This window comes from Pseudomonas sp. AP42 (assembly GCF_001728935.1).
Taxonomy (GTDB): Bacteria; Pseudomonadota; Gammaproteobacteria; order Pseudomonadales; family Pseudomonadaceae; genus Aquipseudomonas; species Aquipseudomonas lactis.
Window position 1 is genome coordinate 42,518 of sequence record NZ_LYSO01000009.1, and the last position, 16,280, is coordinate 58,797.

General features: G+C 61.1%; 12 protein-coding genes. 5 read left to right on the forward strand and 7 right to left on the reverse strand.

All coding sequences use genetic code 11. The annotated features are described in order from the left end of the window. Window positions 1-117: 117 nt before the first annotated feature. From A7K61_RS05495 to aceK, 5 genes are all read right to left on the reverse strand, one after another. On the reverse strand, window positions 118-351 hold the full coding sequence (locus tag A7K61_RS05495) for an anti-sigma factor (protein WP_044275044.1): 234 nt from the start codon (window positions 349-351) through the stop codon (window positions 118-120). Further along, complete coding sequence (locus tag A7K61_RS05500; RefSeq protein ID WP_069557118.1) at window positions 345-959, reverse strand: RNA polymerase sigma factor; 615 nt, start codon at window positions 957-959, stop codon at window positions 345-347. The genes A7K61_RS05495 and A7K61_RS05500 overlap by 7 nt, the downstream gene beginning before the upstream one ends. 145 nt (window positions 960-1,104) lie before the next feature. Continuing rightward, entirely contained in the window at window positions 1,105-2,226 is a 1,122-nt protein-coding gene (locus A7K61_RS05505; protein ID WP_069557119.1) for a beta-ketoacyl-ACP synthase III, read from the reverse strand. A 306-nt stretch (window positions 2,227-2,532) separates the two neighbouring features. Next, window positions 2,533-6,444, reverse strand: a complete 3,912-nt coding sequence (hrpA, locus tag A7K61_RS05510) for an ATP-dependent RNA helicase HrpA (RefSeq protein ID WP_044275046.1) — start codon at window positions 6,442-6,444, stop codon at window positions 2,533-2,535. Between the two features lie 208 nt (window positions 6,445-6,652). Continuing rightward, window positions 6,653-8,362 carry a bifunctional isocitrate dehydrogenase kinase/phosphatase gene (aceK, locus tag A7K61_RS05515; RefSeq protein WP_069557120.1) on the reverse strand — a complete coding sequence of 570 codons (1,710 nt, stop codon included), beginning with the start codon at window positions 8,360-8,362 and terminating at the stop codon, window positions 6,653-6,655. A 161-nt stretch (window positions 8,363-8,523) separates the two neighbouring features. On the opposite strand from aceK, the gene A7K61_RS05520 reads away from it, so the two are divergent. Next, entirely contained in the window at window positions 8,524-9,405 is an 882-nt protein-coding gene (locus A7K61_RS05520; protein ID WP_044275048.1) for a DMT family transporter, read from the forward strand. A 136-nt stretch (window positions 9,406-9,541) separates the two neighbouring features. On the opposite strand, the gene A7K61_RS05525 is transcribed toward A7K61_RS05520, so the two are convergent. Further along, window positions 9,542-10,402: a DMT family transporter gene (locus A7K61_RS05525; protein ID WP_069557121.1), complete on the reverse strand. Its 861-nt coding sequence runs from the start codon at window positions 10,400-10,402 to the stop codon at window positions 9,542-9,544. 421 nt (window positions 10,403-10,823) lie between these two features. Between A7K61_RS05525 and A7K61_RS05530 the strand changes: the two genes are divergently transcribed. After that, complete coding sequence (locus A7K61_RS05530) at window positions 10,824-11,615, forward strand: CPBP family intramembrane glutamic endopeptidase (RefSeq protein WP_069557122.1); 792 nt, start codon at window positions 10,824-10,826, stop codon at window positions 11,613-11,615. 204 nt (window positions 11,616-11,819) lie between these two features. After that, a complete protein-coding gene (locus A7K61_RS05535) occupies window positions 11,820-13,385 on the forward strand; it encodes a PAS domain-containing methyl-accepting chemotaxis protein (protein ID WP_032895841.1) in 1,566 nt (521 codons plus the stop codon). Window positions 13,386-13,462: 77 nt separating this feature from the next. Here the strand turns inward: A7K61_RS05535 and A7K61_RS05540 are convergent, their stop codons facing one another. Beyond that, window positions 13,463-14,155, reverse strand: coding sequence for an alpha/beta family hydrolase (locus tag A7K61_RS05540; RefSeq protein ID WP_044275050.1), 693 nt, complete (start codon window positions 14,153-14,155; stop codon window positions 13,463-13,465). 79 nt (window positions 14,156-14,234) lie between these two features. Here A7K61_RS05540 and ccoN point away from each other — a divergent pair, with 79 nt between their 5' ends. After that, window positions 14,235-15,659, forward strand: coding sequence for a cytochrome-c oxidase, cbb3-type subunit I (gene ccoN / locus A7K61_RS05545; protein ID WP_003193158.1), 1,425 nt, complete (start codon window positions 14,235-14,237; stop codon window positions 15,657-15,659). A gap of 10 nt (window positions 15,660-15,669) precedes the next feature. Further along, window positions 15,670-16,278, forward strand: a complete 609-nt coding sequence (gene ccoO, locus A7K61_RS05550) for a cytochrome-c oxidase, cbb3-type subunit II (protein WP_003193159.1) — start codon at window positions 15,670-15,672, stop codon at window positions 16,276-16,278. The last annotated feature ends 2 nt before the right edge of the window (window positions 16,279-16,280 follow it).

A 16,280-nucleotide genomic window follows, 5' to 3' on the forward strand; every position in this document is an offset into this window, starting at 1 on the left:
GCCTAACGTGTAGGAGCGAGCTTGCTCGCGAAGAACCCACAGGCAACGCGGTTCTCCAGGATACCCGCGTTATCGTTGACGTTTTTCGCGAGCAAGAACTAGGCGTCCCCCTCGCTCCTACATATCCTTACGTCGTTCGGCCACCAGTTGGTCGGCCAACGCATCCACACCCTCCACCGGCTCCTGCGGCATACGCTTGAGCGTCGCCTGCATCAGGCGCATCTGACGGATAAAGCGCCGGCAGTTCGGGCAAAACATCAAGTGATGACGCACCATCAGACGCTCGCGAAAGGTCAATTGCCCATCGAGATAGTCACTGGAACGCGCTACTTGCTCTTTACAGGTCAACATTCGCCCGTTTCCTCAAAATGCTCCACCGTGGCGAAGACTTTAAGCCGTGCTCGATGCAACAGCACACGGACGTTGGAGAGTGAAAGGGTCAGAAGATTACAGATCTCTTCCAGCTCCAGGCCCTGGCGTTCACGCAACACCAACACGCTGCTTTGCAATTCGGACAAACTCAGAATCGTATGCTCCAGGCATTTGCGCAATTCATCTTCGGTCAGCAGCGCTTCCGGGGTGTCCTGATGCCAGGCATACGGGGCGACAGCCCAATGGCCATCATCCGGGCTGAAGCGGTCATCACCGATAGTGCCGTGGGGTGAGGGCAAATCATCGAGCAGCACTTCCCGACGATTTTTTTTGTAACGACTCTTTGCGGAGTTGGCAGTTATGGTCAATAACCACGTCTTGAGGCTTGATCGCCCTTCGAACTTGGCCAGGTTGCGCACCACCGAGAGCCAGGCATCTTGCACCACCTCATCGGCATGGCGCTGGCCGACGATGGCATAGGCCACTGCCCGCATTGCACTCTGGTAGGTGTTGACCAAATCCTTATAAGCCCGCTGCTCACCCTTGAGCAGGCGTTGAAGCAGGTGCGTGTCGTCCGCTGCTGCCATCGTTTACCTCAATCTTGCCGTGGAAATACGGTCAATGCGGGAACTGGCTTGCCTGCGATCCAGACAACTCGGTGAATCAGGCACACCGAGCCGATGCCTTCGCAGGCAAGCCAGCTCCCACAGTTGACCGCGTCCGGCCACACACTCAGCGTTTGCGCAGGATCACACTGCCAATCGAATACCCGGCGCCAAAGGAGCTGAGGACGGCAACCGCGCCCTTGGGCAGGTCATCTTGATAAGTGTGGAACGCAATCACCGAGCCGGCCGAGCTGGTATTGGCGTAAGTATCGAGGATCACTGGCGCTTCTTCCACCGACGCGTCGCGCCCCAGCAGTTTCTTCACGATCAGGTGGTTCATGCTCAGGTTGGCCTGGTGCAGCCAGAAGCGCTTCACATCGGTGACACTCAGCTGGTTTTCTGCCAAGTGCTCGCCAATCAATTCGGCCACCATCGGGCAGACATCACGGAATACCTTGCGGCCTTCCTGCACGAACAGCTTGTCGGGGGCGCCGATACCCTCTTCCGCCGTGCGGTTGAGAAAACCGAAGTTGTTGCGAATGTTGTTGGAGAACTTGGTCAGCAGCTTGGTGCTCACCACATCGAACTGATGTTCGGACGTCGCCAGGTCAGCACGCTCCAGGATCACCGCCGTGGCGGCGTCACCGAAGATGAAGTGGCTGTCACGGTCACGAAAGTTCAGGTGGCCGGTGCAGACTTCCGGGTTGACCATCAGGATCGCCCGGGCCTGGCCCAACTGGATGCTGTTGGCCGCGTTCTGGATGCCGAAGGTGGCCGAGGAGCACGCCACGTTCATGTCGAAACCGAAGCCCTGGATACCCAAGGCTTCCTGGACTTCAATGGCGATCGCCGGGTAGGCGCGTTGCAGGTTGGAGCAGGCGACGATCACGCCGTCGATGTCTGCGGCGGTCTTGCCAGCGCGCTGCAAGGCTTGTTCGGCGGCACCGATGGCCATCTGGCAAAGCACCGACCATTCATCGTTGCTGCGCTCGGGCAGGCGTGGGGCCATGCGCTGCGGATCGAGGATGCCGTCCTTGTCCATCACAAAACGGCTCTTGATGCCGGATGCTTTTTCGATGAATGCCGCGCTCGACTCAGTCAGCGCCTGCACATCGCCACATTCGATAGCGGCGGCGTTGTCGGCATTGAACTGTTGTACGTAGGCATTGAAAGACTGCACCAGCTCTTCGTTGGAAATGCTGTTGGCCGGGGTGTACAGGCCAGTGCCGCTGATGACGACGTTATGCACGGTCGTTCCTCTAAATCTGTCAGGCAGAAGATATTGGTACCGTCGTACCAAACTTAAAGTGGTTTGATGTCATCCAGCGGGCATCAAACTGGCAATGCTTTTATTCACTCTTGTAACCGCGAAGTTTGCCACAACCCTGGGGATTTGGCGCTATAGGCCAGACAAACATCCCATTGTGGGATGGGGGCTTGCCCTGATGCCTGTAGGAGCGAGCTTGCTCGCGAAAAACTCACAGGCGCCGCGTTTATTCAGGAAACACGCGTTATCGTTGAGGTTTTTCGCGAGCAAGCTCGCTCCTACAGGGCTTCAGGGCTCCACCTGGCTCCATTGCTTGCTCAGGCGCTTATCGGAAATCGGTACCTTGGTGCCCAACTGCTGGGCAAACAGCGACACGCGGTATTCCTCCAGCCACCAGCGGTAAAGCTCCAGTTGCGGGTCGCGCTTGCCTTCCTGGGTATGTTTGTTCAGGCGGTTCTGGTACTGCGCCCACAAACCGCCCAATTCGCTGCTCCACACCCGGTCCTTTTGCACCTGGCTCGGCAGTTTTTCCAGGCGCAGCTCAATGGCCTTGAGAAAACGCGGCAGTTCCTTGAACCACTGGGCCGGGGTTTCCCGCACAAAGCCTGGGTACACCAGGTTGCTCAGTTGCTGCTTGATATCGTTCAAGGCCACGGCCTGGGCCAGGTCGATCTTGCCCTTGAAGCGTTTTTGCAGGCCGTGCCAGAGTTTCAGCACCTCCAGGGTCAGGCGTGCCAGGCGTTCGGCGTGCTCAGTCCAACTGCCGCGCTTGCGCTCAGCCAAGGCCGCCAAACCCGCGCCATCGCGTGGCAGGCTGTCTTCACCTTCAAGTACACAGGTATCGAGGCTGGCCAGCAGGATGTCTTCCACCAGCGCGTCGATACGCCCCAGTTCACGGTACATCAAGCCCAACTCGGTCAAGCCCGGCAATTTGCCGCGCAGGAATTTCGCCGGTTCCGCCAATTGCTGCATCAGCAGGCGCTGCAAGGCGCGACGGTGCTGGAACTCGGCTTCGGCAGCGGTAGAGAAACGCCCCTCCTTGACCGTGCCGTTCTCTTCCACCAGGGCCGGGTACACCGTCATCGACAGGCCGGCGATGTTCTGCTGGGTTTTTTCCGCCACCGCCGCAAACACCTTGGCCTCTACCGGCTGCTGGCTTTTCGCGGTTTGCGGCACGGCCAAGGCGGCCTGGCTGGCTTCGGCGAACCGTGCGGTCAGCTCGGCCAGGTCGCGGCCTTCGCCGAGGAACTTGCCCTGGCCGTCGACCACTTCCAGGTTCATCTTCAGGTGGTTTTCCACCTGCTGCGCCGCCTCGGCCCACGCCTCATCGCTGACCCGCGCGCCGGTCATGCGCAGCAATTCACGCCCCAGCGCCTGGGGCAGCGAACCCTGGCCGAACTCGATGCGTTGCAGCGCGGCCTTGACGAAGTCCGGCACCGGCACAAAGTTTTTGCGCAGCGCCTTGGGCAAGTTGCGCACCAGGGCGATGCACTTGGCTTCGATCAACCCCGGCACCAGCCACTCCAGGCGCTCGGCTGGCAACGCCGGCAACAACGGCGCCGGCACCCGCAGGGTCACGCCGTCACGGGGGTGGTTGGGTTCGAAGTGGTAACTCAGGGCCAGGGCCAGGTCGCCCAAGTGCAAGGTGTCCGGGTAATGCGCGGCGGTGACTTCGCTGGCCTCGCGGGCCAGTACGTCTTCTTCGCGCATGATCAGCAGTTGCGGGTCTTTCTGGCTGTTGACCTTGTACCAACTGTCAAAGGTGGCGGTCTGGTGAATCTCTGCGGGCAGGCGCGCATCGTAGAAGGCGTACAGGGTTTCTTCGTCGGCCAGGATGTCGCGACGGCGAGCCTTGGCTTCCAGTTCGTCGAGTTGCTCCAGCAGTTTCTGGTTGGCCGTCAGGCATTTGGCCCGGGACTGAATTTCGCCGCGCACCAGGCCCTCACGAATAAACAACTCGCGAGACACCACCGGGTCAATCGGCCCGTAATGCACCGGCCGGCGCCCGACCACGATCAGCCCGAACAGGGTGATCTGCTCAAAGGCCACCACCTGGCCGCGCTTCTTCTCCCAATGGGGTTCGAAGTGGTTTTTCTTGATCAGGTGCCCGGCCAGCGGTTCGATCCAATCCGCGTCGATTTTCGCCACCATGCGTGCATAGAGCTTGGTGGTTTCCACCAGTTCGGCGGTCATCAGCCATTGCGGGCGCTTCTTGCCGATGCCCGAAGACGGGTGAATCCAGAAGCGACGCTGGCGCGCTCCGAGGTAATCGCCGTCTTCGGTCTTCTGGCCGATCTGGCTAAGCAGGCCGGACAACACGGCTTTATGCAGCTTCGGATAATCGGCGGGCTCTTTGTTGAGGCTCAGCTGCATGTCGCGGCAGATCAGGCTCAATTGGCGATGGGAGTCGCGCCACTCGCGCAGGCGCAAGTAGTTGAGGAAGTTCTTGCGGCACCAGTTGCGCAACGGGCTGGCGGTCAGTTCCTGGCGCTGCTCCTCGAAACCGCGCCACAGGTTGACCAACCCGGCGAAGTCCGAATCCGGGTCTTTCCACTGCGCGTGGGCCTGGTCGGCCGCTTGTTGACGCTCTGGCGGCCGCTCGCGCGGGTCCTGGATCGACATGGCGCTGGCGACGATCAACACTTCCTGCAAACTGCCGAGCTTGGCCGCTTCCAGCAACATACGGCCCATGCGCGGGTCCACCGGCAAGCGGGCGAGCTGGCGGCCCAACGGCGTGAGCTGGCTGTTGCGGTCTACCGCCGAGAGTTCTTGCAGCAGGTTGAAACCGTCGCTGATGGCCTTGCCATCCGGCGGTTCGATAAACGGGAAATCGGTAATCTCGCCCAGGCGCAGGTGCAGCATCTGCAGGATCACGGCCGCGAGGTTGGTACGCAGGATCTCCGGGTCGGTAAATTCCGGGCGCCCGATAAAATCCTCTTCGCTGTACAGACGCACGCAAATGCCCGGCTCAACCCGGCCACAACGGCCCTTGCGCTGGTTGGCGCTGGCCTGGGAAATCGCCTCGATCGGCAGGCGCTGCACTTTGGCGCGGTAGCTGTAGCGGCTGATGCGTGCAGTCCCGCTGTCGATCACATAACGAATGCCCGGCACCGTCAGCGAGGTTTCCGCAACGTTGGTCGCCAGTACCACGCGCCGGCCCGGGTGGGACTGGAAAATGCGCTGCTGCTCGGCCGGCGACAGCCGTGCGTACAACGGCAAAATCTCGGTGTGCTTGAGCTGGGCCTTGCGCAGCATGTCGGCCGCGTCACGAATCTCGCGCTCGCCGGGCAAAAACACCAGCACGTCGCCAGGGCTGCGCCGTTCGCTGCGTTCATAGGCGGCGATTTCATCGAGGGTAGCAAGGATCGCCTGGTCGACAGTCAGGTCGTCCTCGACGCGGTTGCCCTCCTCGTCCTGTTCCAGGGTGAGCGGGCGATACCAGGTGTCCACCGGGAAGGTACGGCCCGACACCTCGACAATCGGCGCATCGTCAAAATGCTTGGAAAAGCGCTCCAGGTCGATGGTGGCCGAGGTGATGATGACTTTCAGGTCGGGGCGACGCGGCAACAGGGTCTTGAGGTAGCCGAGCAGGAAGTCGATGTTCAGGCTGCGTTCGTGAGCTTCGTCGACGATGATCGTGTCGTAGCGTTCCAGGTAACGGTCGTTCTGGGTTTCGGCCAGCAGGATGCCGTCGGTCATCAGCTTGATCAGGGTGTTGGCATCGCTCTGGTCTTCAAAGCGCACTTGATAGCCGACCAGAGCGCCTAGCGGCGTGGCCAACTCTTCAGCGACGCGGCTGGCGACACTGCGCGCGGCGATCCGACGCGGCTGGGTATGGCCGATCAGGCCGAACTGGCCGCGGCCGATTTCCAGGCAAATTTTCGGCAACTGCGTGGTTTTACCCGAGCCGGTCTCACCGGCGATGATCAGCACCTGGTGCTTGTTCAGCGCGTCTTTGATCTCATCGCGCTTGGCAGCAATCGGCAGGCTGTCGTCGTAGCGAATCACCGGCAGGCTGGCGCGCCGCGCCGTAACCTGCGCGCAAGATGCCTGCATGCGCGCCACCCACTGCGCCATTTTGTCCTCGTCGGGCTTCTTGCGCAGCTCAAGCAACTGGCGCCGCAAGCGGTGGCGGTCGGCGAGCATGGCGTGATCGAGGGTTTTGAGCAGTTGGTCGAGGGTGGGTGCTTGGTCAGTCATCAGCTATTTCGACGGTCATCTATTTATGCACGGCCGGCAAGTGTGGCAGAAAAGCAGCCGAGCTGGCAGACGGTTGAGCTTCGACGGGTGCAAACCGAACCAAAATGTGGGAGCGGGCTTGCTCGCGAATGCGGTGGTTCAGTTGATCCATCTGTGACTGACACACCGCATTCGCGAGCAAGCCCGCTCCCACAAGGGGGAGAATGCGTTACAGGGGGTCTTTGCGGCGGTAGGGGAAGACGTCGATCACCTTGCCGGCACGAATCGCGTCCTGCAGGCCCTTCCAGTAGTCAGCGTTGTACAACTCGCCATGCAGCTCATCGAACAATCGGCGTTGCCCGGCGTCGGCAAACAGGAACGGCGGGAACTCTTCGGGGAACACGTCCAGCGGGCCGATGGAGTACCAGGGCTCGGAGGCCATTTCGTCCTCGGGGGTGCGCGGCGCGGGGATATGGCGGAAGTTGGCTTCAGTGAGAAAGCAGATTTCGTCGTAGTCGTAGAACACCACGCGGCCGTGGCGGGTGACGCCAAAGTTCTTGAGCAGCATGTCGCCGGGGAAGATATTCGCCGCCGCCAGTTGCTTGATCGCCAGGCCGTAATCCTCCAATGCTTCGCGCACCTGGGCGGGGTTGGCGTTGTCGAGGTAAAGGTTGAGCGGGGTCATGCGTCGCTCGGTCCAGCAGTGGCGGATAAGCACGGTGTCGCCCTCCACTTCGACAGTACCGGCGGCGACTTCCAGCAACTCGGCCAGGCACTCGGGCTCGAACTTGCTCAAGGGGAAGCGGAAGTCGGCGAACTCCTGGGTGTCGGCCATGCGCCCTACCCGGTCGACGCTTTTCACCAGGCGGTACTTTTCGATCACCGTGGCGCGGTTGACGTTTTTTGACGGCGAAAAGCGGTCCTTGATGATCTTGAACACCGTATTGAAACCCGGCAGCGTGAACACGCTCATGACCATGCCGCGCACGCCGGGGGCCATGATGAACTGGTCGTCAGTGGTGGCCAGGTGGTTGATCAGCGCGCGGTAGAACTCGGATTTGCCGTGCTTGTAGAAACCGATGGAGGTGTACAGCTCGGCAATGTGCTTGCCCGGCAGGATGCGCTTGAGAAAGCCGATGAACTCGGCGGGCACCGGTACATCGACCATGAAGTAGGAACGGGTGAACGAGAAGATGATCGACACGTCGGCTTCGTCGGTGATCAACGCATCGATCTGAATGCCACGCCCTTCGCGGTGCAACAGCGGAATCACCAGCGGCCATTGTTCGTCGCGGGTGTAGATGCGCCCCACGAGGTAGGCGCCTTTGTTGCGGTACAGCACCGAGGAAAACAACTCGACTTTGAGGTCTGGGTCCTTGCACACCCAATCCGGCAGATTTTCCCGCAACTGGGCTTCGAGGCGGCGCAGGTCGGCGGGCAGGTCGGCGTAGGGCTCGCTGAAGCTGTAGTCAGAGAACACCTGCGCGAGCATGTCCGAAATTTTACCGGCCGGCGTGTAGATGCGGGTTTGCGCCGCCCGCGCCCGGCGCAGGCTTGGCCGGGTGGTGTGGATGAACATGCAGCCGTCGCTGATCAGGTCATGGCTGAACAAACCGCAGAAGATCGAGTTGTACCAGGTCTCGGACAGCTCATCGTCAAAGCGCAGGTCGATCAAGCCGATATAAGCGTTTTTTACCAAGGGCCACTGGCCGATGTCCTGCAACGTTGCCGCGTCAAAACTGGCGCGCAGGCGGGTCGTCACCTCAGCGACTTTCTCTTCATAGAGGTTGATGCGCGCCGCCGACGCGGCCTGCCCCAGCTGCCACTGGGCCTTCTCGAAGCGCTCACGGGCACCATCGGTGATCTGGCGGAAGTGCTCACGGTAATCGTCGAAACCGTCGAGGATCATCCGGGCGATAGCGAGGGCGGACTGCGACATGCGGGAAACCTCGAACGGGTATCTGGAAGCCCAGAGCTTAGCCAGTGAACCGAGGCAGGAGAAGAATGATTTTGCACGGGGGCGAACTGACTGCAATTAGCCATTGTGCCGACCTGCCCGCTGGGCAACACTTCTGCGCCCGATTGGCGTAGGAGTTTTCCGTGAGACCTGTTGACACCCTGTATCTGCTGGGGCTGGCTGCCATCTGGGGCGCGAGTTTCCTGTTCATGCGCATGATCGCGCCAGAAATCGGCACGGTGCCCACCGCGTTTTTCCGCGTGTCGATTGCCGCCGCGGGCTTATTGGTGATCCTGACGATGCTGCGCGTGAGCTGGGATTTCCAGGGCAAGTTCAAGACGGTCCTGCTGCTGGGGGTGATCAACTCGGGGATTCCCGCGACGATGTACTCGGTGGCGGCGCAGGTACTGCCGGCGGGCTATTCGGCGATTTTCAACGCCACCACACCGTTGATGGGTGTGTTGATTGGCGGGCTGTTCTTCAGCGAACGCCTGACGCCGTCGAAAATCGCGGGGGTGGCCCTGGGGCTGTTTGGCGTGGCTGTCCTGACCCGCGCGGGGCCGGTGGCGTTTGATGCGCCGTTGTTGATGGGCGCGTTGGCGTGCCTGCTGGCAACCACCTGCTATGGCTTTGCCGGCTTCCTGGCGCGGCGTTGGCTGGACCAGCGCGGCGGGTTGGACAGCCGTCTCTCGGCCTTGGGCAGCATGTTGGGGGCGACGTTGTTTCTGCTGCCGTTCTTTGCCTACAGCGCCATCAGCCATCCACCGGCGAGCTGGGGCGGCTGGCAGGTGTGGTCATCGCTACTGGGATTGGGGCTGGTGTGTACGGCGTTTGCCTACATCCTGTACTTTCGCCTGTTGTCATCCATTGGCCCGGTCAAGTCGATGACGGTGACCTTTATGATCCCGCCGTTCGGCGTGTTGTGGGGGGCGTTGCTGTTGGATGAGCCATTGTCCATGGCTCATCTGTATGGCGGGGTGTTGATCGCCGGGGCGTTGTGGTTGGTGCTGCGCCGCACCAAATGACCACCTCATTACTGTAGGAGCGAGGGGGACGCCTAGTTCTTGCTCGCGAAAAACCCGAGAGCCCCTCGTTCACTCAGGATGCCCTCGTTATCGTTGACGTTCTTCGCGAGCAAGCTCGCTCCTACAGGGGTGGTTTTTAGTGCTTACGGAACACGAAGACCAACCCGACGATGATCAACGCCATTCCCAACACGCTCAACAGGGCCAGGCGATTGCCGAAGATCAGGTAGTCCATCACCGCCGTCACCGCTGGCACTAGATAAAACAAACTGGTGACATTCACCAGGTTGCCCCGGGCGATCAGGCGGTACAGCAACAGCGTCGCCAGCACGGACACCACCAGCCCCATCCACAGCACCGGCAGGTAAAAGCCTGCACTGTGCTCGAAGTGGAACGGCTGGAACGGCACGAACACCGCGCATAGCAGCAACCCGGCCAGGTATTGCAGTGGCAGCGTGCCCAAGGGGTTGTCGGTGATGCGCTTTTGCATGATCGAGCCAAACGTCATGCTCGCCAGCGCCAGCAGCCCGAACAGCATCCCCGCCAGGGACATGCCCGCCAGCCCGATGCCCTGGTACACCACCATGATCAAGCCCGCCAACCCCAACCCCAGGCCAAACAGGCGGCGCCAGGAGCGTTGGCGCTCCATCAGTACCACGGTAAGGATCGGCTGCACGCCCATGATGGTCGCCATCACCCCAGGGGTGACGTTGAGGTCCAGGGCCAGCAGATAGAAAATCTGGTAGGCACCCAGCAACACCAGGCCCGTCGCCGCCGCATACAGCAGGGGTTTGCCGGGACGTGGCAGCTTCAACTTGAGGATCGGAACCAACACCACCAACCCCATCAGGGCGATGGCAAAGCGGATCAGCAGAAAGGCAAAGGGCGAAGCATGGGCCAGGCCCAACTTGGAGAAGATCGCCCCGCTGCTCCACAGCAGGACAAACACGCTCGTCGAGGCCGCCGCGGCCACGGATTGTTTTGAAAGCACAGACATGGTTACCACCTGTTATCAGGCCAAAAAGCCGACTCAGTAGAAACTGAATTTCAGTAGGTTTTTTTCAGGCAGGCACGGGGCAACAGCGAATCGCTGATCAGCCCGAAATGCCAACACCCGGCGGTGATACGACTGCGTACACCGGCGTGCTACTGACAGGTGGGGGGTAGTGACTGATCTGCGCAGGCTGCTTGCCACGGCACGGCACGACCACAGCGTTGACCGCTGAATCGACTACCGCTATGCGCTGGGAAGCTGGCATGTGCTGATCTTTTTTGAAGGGATAAAGACGCGACGACTATAACCAGCCGTAAATACATTTTGCAATCCTTTCCCTCTTGCCTTGTACGTGGAGGCGTTTTCATGCCCTAGAACCTGGCCACTCGCTATAATGCCGCCCGGATTTTTCGAAGGATTTCACATGATTGCTTTGCCCTGGCTGTACCTCACCCTACTTTCCATTGGCTATGTCGTGGCCTTGATCTACGGCCAACTGGGCGTACTGGCGGCGGTCTCCATCGCACTGCTGCTGGTGGCCGGGTATGCCGTACGCCAGCAACGCAACCCGTGGGCGCGCTACCTGGGCCACGGCTTGTTTATCGTCCTGGCCCTGGGCCTGGCGATGCACTGGTTGCCGGGGTTCTATAACGGCCGCGGTATCGCGCCCCAGCGTTTCACTCCGGACTCAGTGCCCTTCTCGATGTACCTGAACCAGGACAAACCCCTGATCGGCTTCTGGCTGTTGCTGGCCTGCCCGTGGATTGTGGCGCGGCGCTCATTGCGTCTGTCGATCTGCGTCACGGCCGTGGCCCTGACCCTGGCCGCTATCGCCGCCTTGGGTGGCGCGGCCCTGATGGGGATGATCAATTGGGCGCCCAAGTGGCCGGACGAGGCGTGGCTGTGGGTGTTGAATAACCTGCTGCTGGTGACGCTGGTCGAAGAAGCGCTGTTTCGCGGGTATATCCAGGGCGGCCTGAGCCGACGCTTCAAACACCTGCCCTATGGCGAGAACCTCGCGCTGCTGCTGGCCTCACTGTTATTCGGCCTGGTGCATTTTGCTGCGGGTTGGCAGTGGATGCTGCTGGCGAGTATTGCTGGCGTGGGTTACGGCCTGGCCTATCGCTTTGGTGGCTTGGGCGCGGCGATTGCCACGCACTTTGGCTTGAATCTGCTGCACTTCGGCCTGTTCACCTACCCGATGCTCGCCGGCTAAACCTTTCTTCTGTAGGAGCGAGCTTGCTCGCGAAGCACTTCAACGCTGACGCGGGCATCCTGAATGAACGCGTTGCCCTTGGGTGCTTCGCGAGCAAGCTCGCTCCTACAGGGGCAACGCCGTTCGCAGGATTGTTGCAAAAATAAGTTAAATAAATGCCCCGCATGGCCGATACCCCCTGAAAGCCTTGCGGATTGAACAATCATGCGTAATAACCAACCCGTTACCCAGCGCGAACGTACCTTCCCCGCTCAGCAACGGTTGATCTCCACCACGGATGCCAAGGGTGTGATTACCTACTGCAACGACGCCTTTGTCGAAATCAGTGGGTTCACCCGTGAAGAACTGATCCGCGCCCCACACAACCTGGTGCGTCACCCGGATGTGCCGCCGGCCGTGTTCGCGCATATGTGGTCCACGCTCAAACAAGGCTTGCCATGGATGGGCATTGTCAAGAATCGCTGCAAGACCGGTGACCACTATTGGGTGAACGCCTATGTGACGCCAGTCTTCGACGGTAACCAGGTGATCGGCTACGAATCGGTGCGCATCAAGCCCACCGCCGAGCAGATCCGCCGGGCCGAAGCGCTCTATCAACGCATCAACCAGGGCAAGTCGGCCGTTCCCCAGCGGGACAAGTGGCTGCCGGTGTTGCAGGACTGGCTGCCGTTTATCCTGGTCAGCCAACTGAGCTTCATGATCGGCGCCACCCTCACCTCCCAATGGGGCTTTGCCCTGGCAGCGGCGCTGTCGGTGCCGTTGGGCCTGCTGGGCCTGAGCTGGCAGCAGCGCGGCCTCAAGCGTTTGCTGCGCCTGGCCGAACAGACCACGTCCGACCCGTTGATCGCGCAGATGTACACCGACAGCCGTGGCGCACAAGCGCGCCTGGAAATGTCGATCCTCAGCCAGGAAGCGCGCCTGAAGACCTGTCTTACCCGCCTGCAAGATACCGCCGAGCACCTCAACGACCAGGCCGCGCAATCCAACACCCTGGCGCACAACAGCTCCAGCGGCCTGGAACGCCAGCGCGTGGAAACCGAACAGGTGGCCACTGCGGTGAACCAGATGGCGGCGACCACCCAGGAAGTGGCCAGCCACGTGCAGCGCACCGCCGATGCCACGCAGGAAGCCAACCGCCTGACCGGGCGCGGCCGCGATATCGCCGGGGAAACCCGCGAGGCGATTCAGCGTCTTTCGGCAGCCGTTGGGGAGACTGGCGTGACCGTCACGCAACTGGCCAAGGACAGCGATGAAATCGGCGGCGTGGTCGATGTGATCAAAGGCATCGCCGACCAGACCAACCTGCTGGCACTCAATGCCGCTATCGAAGCCGCGCGTGCCGGTGAAATGGGCCGTGGTTTCGCGGTGGTCGCCGATGAAGTGCGCCAACTGGCGCAACGCACCGCTGAATCGACCGGGCAGATCCATACCCTGATCGCCAAGCTGCAGCAAACCGCCAGCGCGGCCGTGCAAACCATGGACGCCGGGCACCGCCAGGCTGAAGAAGGTGTAGCGCGGGTGATGGAAGCGGACCAGGCCCTGGTGGGCATCAGTGAGGCGGTGGCCAATATCACCGACATGACCACCCAGATTGCCGCTGCTACCGAAGAGCAAAGCGCGGTGGCCGAGGAGATCAGCCGCAACATCAGCACCATTGCGCTGTTGGCGGACCAGACCTCGGAGCAGGCAATGAACTCGGCGCAGTTGAGTGAAGAACTGACTCATACGGCGAATACTCAGTACTCGCTGGTAGAGCGTTTTAACCGATAAACCGCTATCGCAGGCAAGCCAGCTCCCACACTGGACGGTATTTCCAATGTGGGAGGGGGCTTGCCCCCGATAGGGCCCTAACAGGCCCTGAGAAACTCAGCCACCTGCACCGCCGCCGCCTCCAGATGCTGCTCATGGCTGAACCCAGAAGCCTTCAGCGGCTTCAAGTCATGATCCCCCGCCACCAGCCACATCACCTCGATACTCTGTGACAACTGATAACCCTGCACCGCCGCCCGATTGCCCAAGGCATCGCGCTCGCCCTGCACTATCAAGGTGGGCGTCTTCAGCGCAGCCAAATGCTCCACACGGGGTTTCTCTGGCTTGCCCACCGCGTAGAACGGATAGCCCAGGCACACCAACCCATCGGCGCCCAATTCATCGGCCAACAAACTGGCCATGCGCCCGCCCATCGACTTGCCGCCAATCGCCAGTTTCCCAGCGACATGACGTCGCACCTGGGCATACACCTCACGCCACGCCTCCAGCAGTTTCGGCGCCGGATTCGGCGGGCGTTTGCCCCCGTCCAAGCGGCGCTGGGCCATGTACGGGAACTCGAAGCGCAACACGCTCACGCCATGCCCGGCAAGGCGTGCAGCCATGTCGTTCATGAACGCCGAGTCCATCGGTGCGCCGGCGCCGTGGGCCAGGATCAGCGTGACCGGCTCACCCGACGTCGTGCCCGTGGCGACATCCCACAACCAGCCATGTTCCCGTACACACTGCGCCCATTGATCCCCGTCAATACTGGCCTTGTGCTCTTTGCCCATGCTTGCCTCGCTTTTTAGTCTGCCTATAACTCCAGCCCAAGTGTCGCACTTGCTTGGGTTGAACCGTGGATGGGGAACCATGAACACTACTTTAAGTACCGCCTATAACTACAAGGTGGTCCGCCAATTCGCCATTATGACGGTGGTGTGGGGCATCGTCGGCATGGGGCTCGGGGTTTTTCTCGCCGCCCAATTGGTTTGGCCTGCGCTCAACTTCGATTTGCCTTGGACCAGCTTCGGCCGCCTGCGCCCTTTGCACACCAACGCGGTGATCTTCGCGTTCGGTGGCTGTGCGCTGTTCGCCAGCTCCTTTTACTCGGTGCAGCGCACCTGCCAGACGCAGCTGTTCGCGCCGAAAGTCGCCGCGTTCTGCTTCTGGGGCTGGCAGCTTGTGATCCTGCTGGCCGCGATCAGCCTGCCACTGGGCTACACCAGCTCCAAGGAATACGCCGAGCTGGAATGGCCGATCGACATCCTGATCACCATTGTCTGGGTCGCCTACGCCATCGTGTTCTTCGGCACGATCATGAAACGCAAGACCAAGCACATCTATGTGGGCAACTGGTTCTTCGGTGCGTTCATCATCACCGTGGCCATTTTGCATATCGTCAATAACCTGGAAATCCCGGTCAGCCTGACCAAGTCCTACTCGCTGTACGGCGGTGCGACGGATGCCATGGTGCAGTGGTGGTATGGGCATAACGCAGTAGGCTTTTTCCTCACTGCGGGCTTCCTCGGCATGATGTACTACTTCGTGCCCAAGCAGGCCGAACGCCCGGTGTATTCGTATCGCTTGTCGATCGTGCACTTCTGGGCGCTGATCACCCTGTACATCTGGGCCGGCCCGCACCACTTGCACTACACCGCCCTGCCGGACTGGGCGCAGTCCCTGGGCATGGTGATGTCACTGGTGCTGCTGGCACCGAGCTGGGGCGGCATGATCAACGGCATGATGACGCTCTCGGGCGCCTGGCATAAGCTGCGCAGCGACCCGATCCTGCGCTTTCTGGTGGTCTCCCTGGCGTTCTACGGCATGTCGACCTTCGAAGGCCCGATGATGGCGATCAAGACCGTCAACGCCCTCTCCCACTACACCGACTGGACCATCGGCCACGTACACGCCGGCGCGCTGGGCTGGGTGGCGATGATCTCCATCGGCGCGCTGTACCACATGATCCCGAAAATCTTCGGTCGCGAGCAGATGTACAGCCTCGGCCTGATCAATGCGCACTTCTGGCTGGCCACTATCGGCACCGTGCTCTACATCGCCTCGATGTGGGTCAACGGCATCGCCCAGGGCCTGATGTGGCGTGCGGTCAACGAAGACGGCACCCTCACCTACTCCTTCGTCGAAACCCTGGTGGCCAGCCACCCAGGCTTCATCGTGCGTCTGGTGGGCGGTGCGATCTTCCTCAGCGGCATGTTCCTGATGGCTTACAACACATGGCGCACCGTGCGTTCGGCGCAACCTGCCGAAGTCACCGCTGCCGCGCAGATGGCCTGAGGAGTCGATGATGAAACACGAAACGATTGAAAAGAACGTCGGCCTGTTGATGCTGCTGATGGTGCTCGCCGTGAGCATCGGTGGCCTGACCCAGATCGTCCCGCTGTTCTTCCAGGACGTGACCAACAAGCCGGTCGAAGGCATGAAGCCCTACACCGCGCTGCAACTGGAAGGCCGCGACATCTACATCCGCGAAGGCTGCGTACAGTGCCATTCGCAGATGATCCGCCCGTTCCGCGCCGAGACCGAGCGCTACGGCCACTATTCGGTGGCTGGCGAAAGCGTGTGGGACCACCCGTTCCTGTGGGGCTCCAAACGTACCGGCCCGGACCTGGCCCGCGTCGGCGCACGCTACTCGGACGACTGGCACCGCGCGCACTTGTACAACCCGCGCAACGTGGTGCCGGAGTCGAAAATGCCGGCCTACCCCTGGCTGGTCACCGCCGCCGTCGACAGCAGCCACACCGAGACCAAGCTGAAAGTGATGCGCACCCTCGGCGTGCCGTACACCGACGACGACATCAATGGCGCCGTCGCCAGCCTCAAGGGCAAGACCGAGATGGACGCGCTGGTTTCCTACCTGCAAGTGCTCGGCACTGCCATCAAGAGCAAGAGGTGAGC

Excerpts from the sequence above, each read along its gene's own strand:
- A7K61_RS05500 (WP_069557118.1), bottom strand. The coding sequence starts at position 959 with ATGGCAGCAGCGGACGACACGCACCTGCTTCAACGCCTGCTCAAGGGT.
- aceK (WP_069557120.1), bottom strand. The coding sequence starts at position 8,362 with ATGTCGCAGTCCGCCCTCGCTATCGCCCGGATGATCCTCGACGGTTTC.
- A7K61_RS05535 (WP_032895841.1), top strand. The coding sequence starts at position 11,820 with ATGCGTAATAACCAACCCGTTACCCAGCGCGAACGTACCTTCCCCGCT.
- A7K61_RS05525 (WP_069557121.1), bottom strand. The coding sequence starts at position 10,402 with ATGTCTGTGCTTTCAAAACAATCCGTGGCCGCGGCGGCCTCGACGAGC.
- hrpA (WP_044275046.1), bottom strand. The coding sequence starts at position 6,444 with ATGACTGACCAAGCACCCACCCTCGACCAACTGCTCAAAACCCTCGAT.
- ccoN (WP_003193158.1), top strand. The coding sequence starts at position 14,235 with ATGAACACTACTTTAAGTACCGCCTATAACTACAAGGTGGTCCGCCAA.
- A7K61_RS05530 (WP_069557122.1), top strand. The coding sequence starts at position 10,824 with ATGATTGCTTTGCCCTGGCTGTACCTCACCCTACTTTCCATTGGCTAT.
- A7K61_RS05495 (WP_044275044.1), bottom strand. The coding sequence starts at position 351 with ATGTTGACCTGTAAAGAGCAAGTAGCGCGTTCCAGTGACTATCTCGAT.
- A7K61_RS05540 (WP_044275050.1), bottom strand. The coding sequence starts at position 14,155 with ATGGGCAAAGAGCACAAGGCCAGTATTGACGGGGATCAATGGGCGCAG.
- ccoO (WP_003193159.1), top strand. The coding sequence starts at position 15,670 with ATGAAACACGAAACGATTGAAAAGAACGTCGGCCTGTTGATGCTGCTG.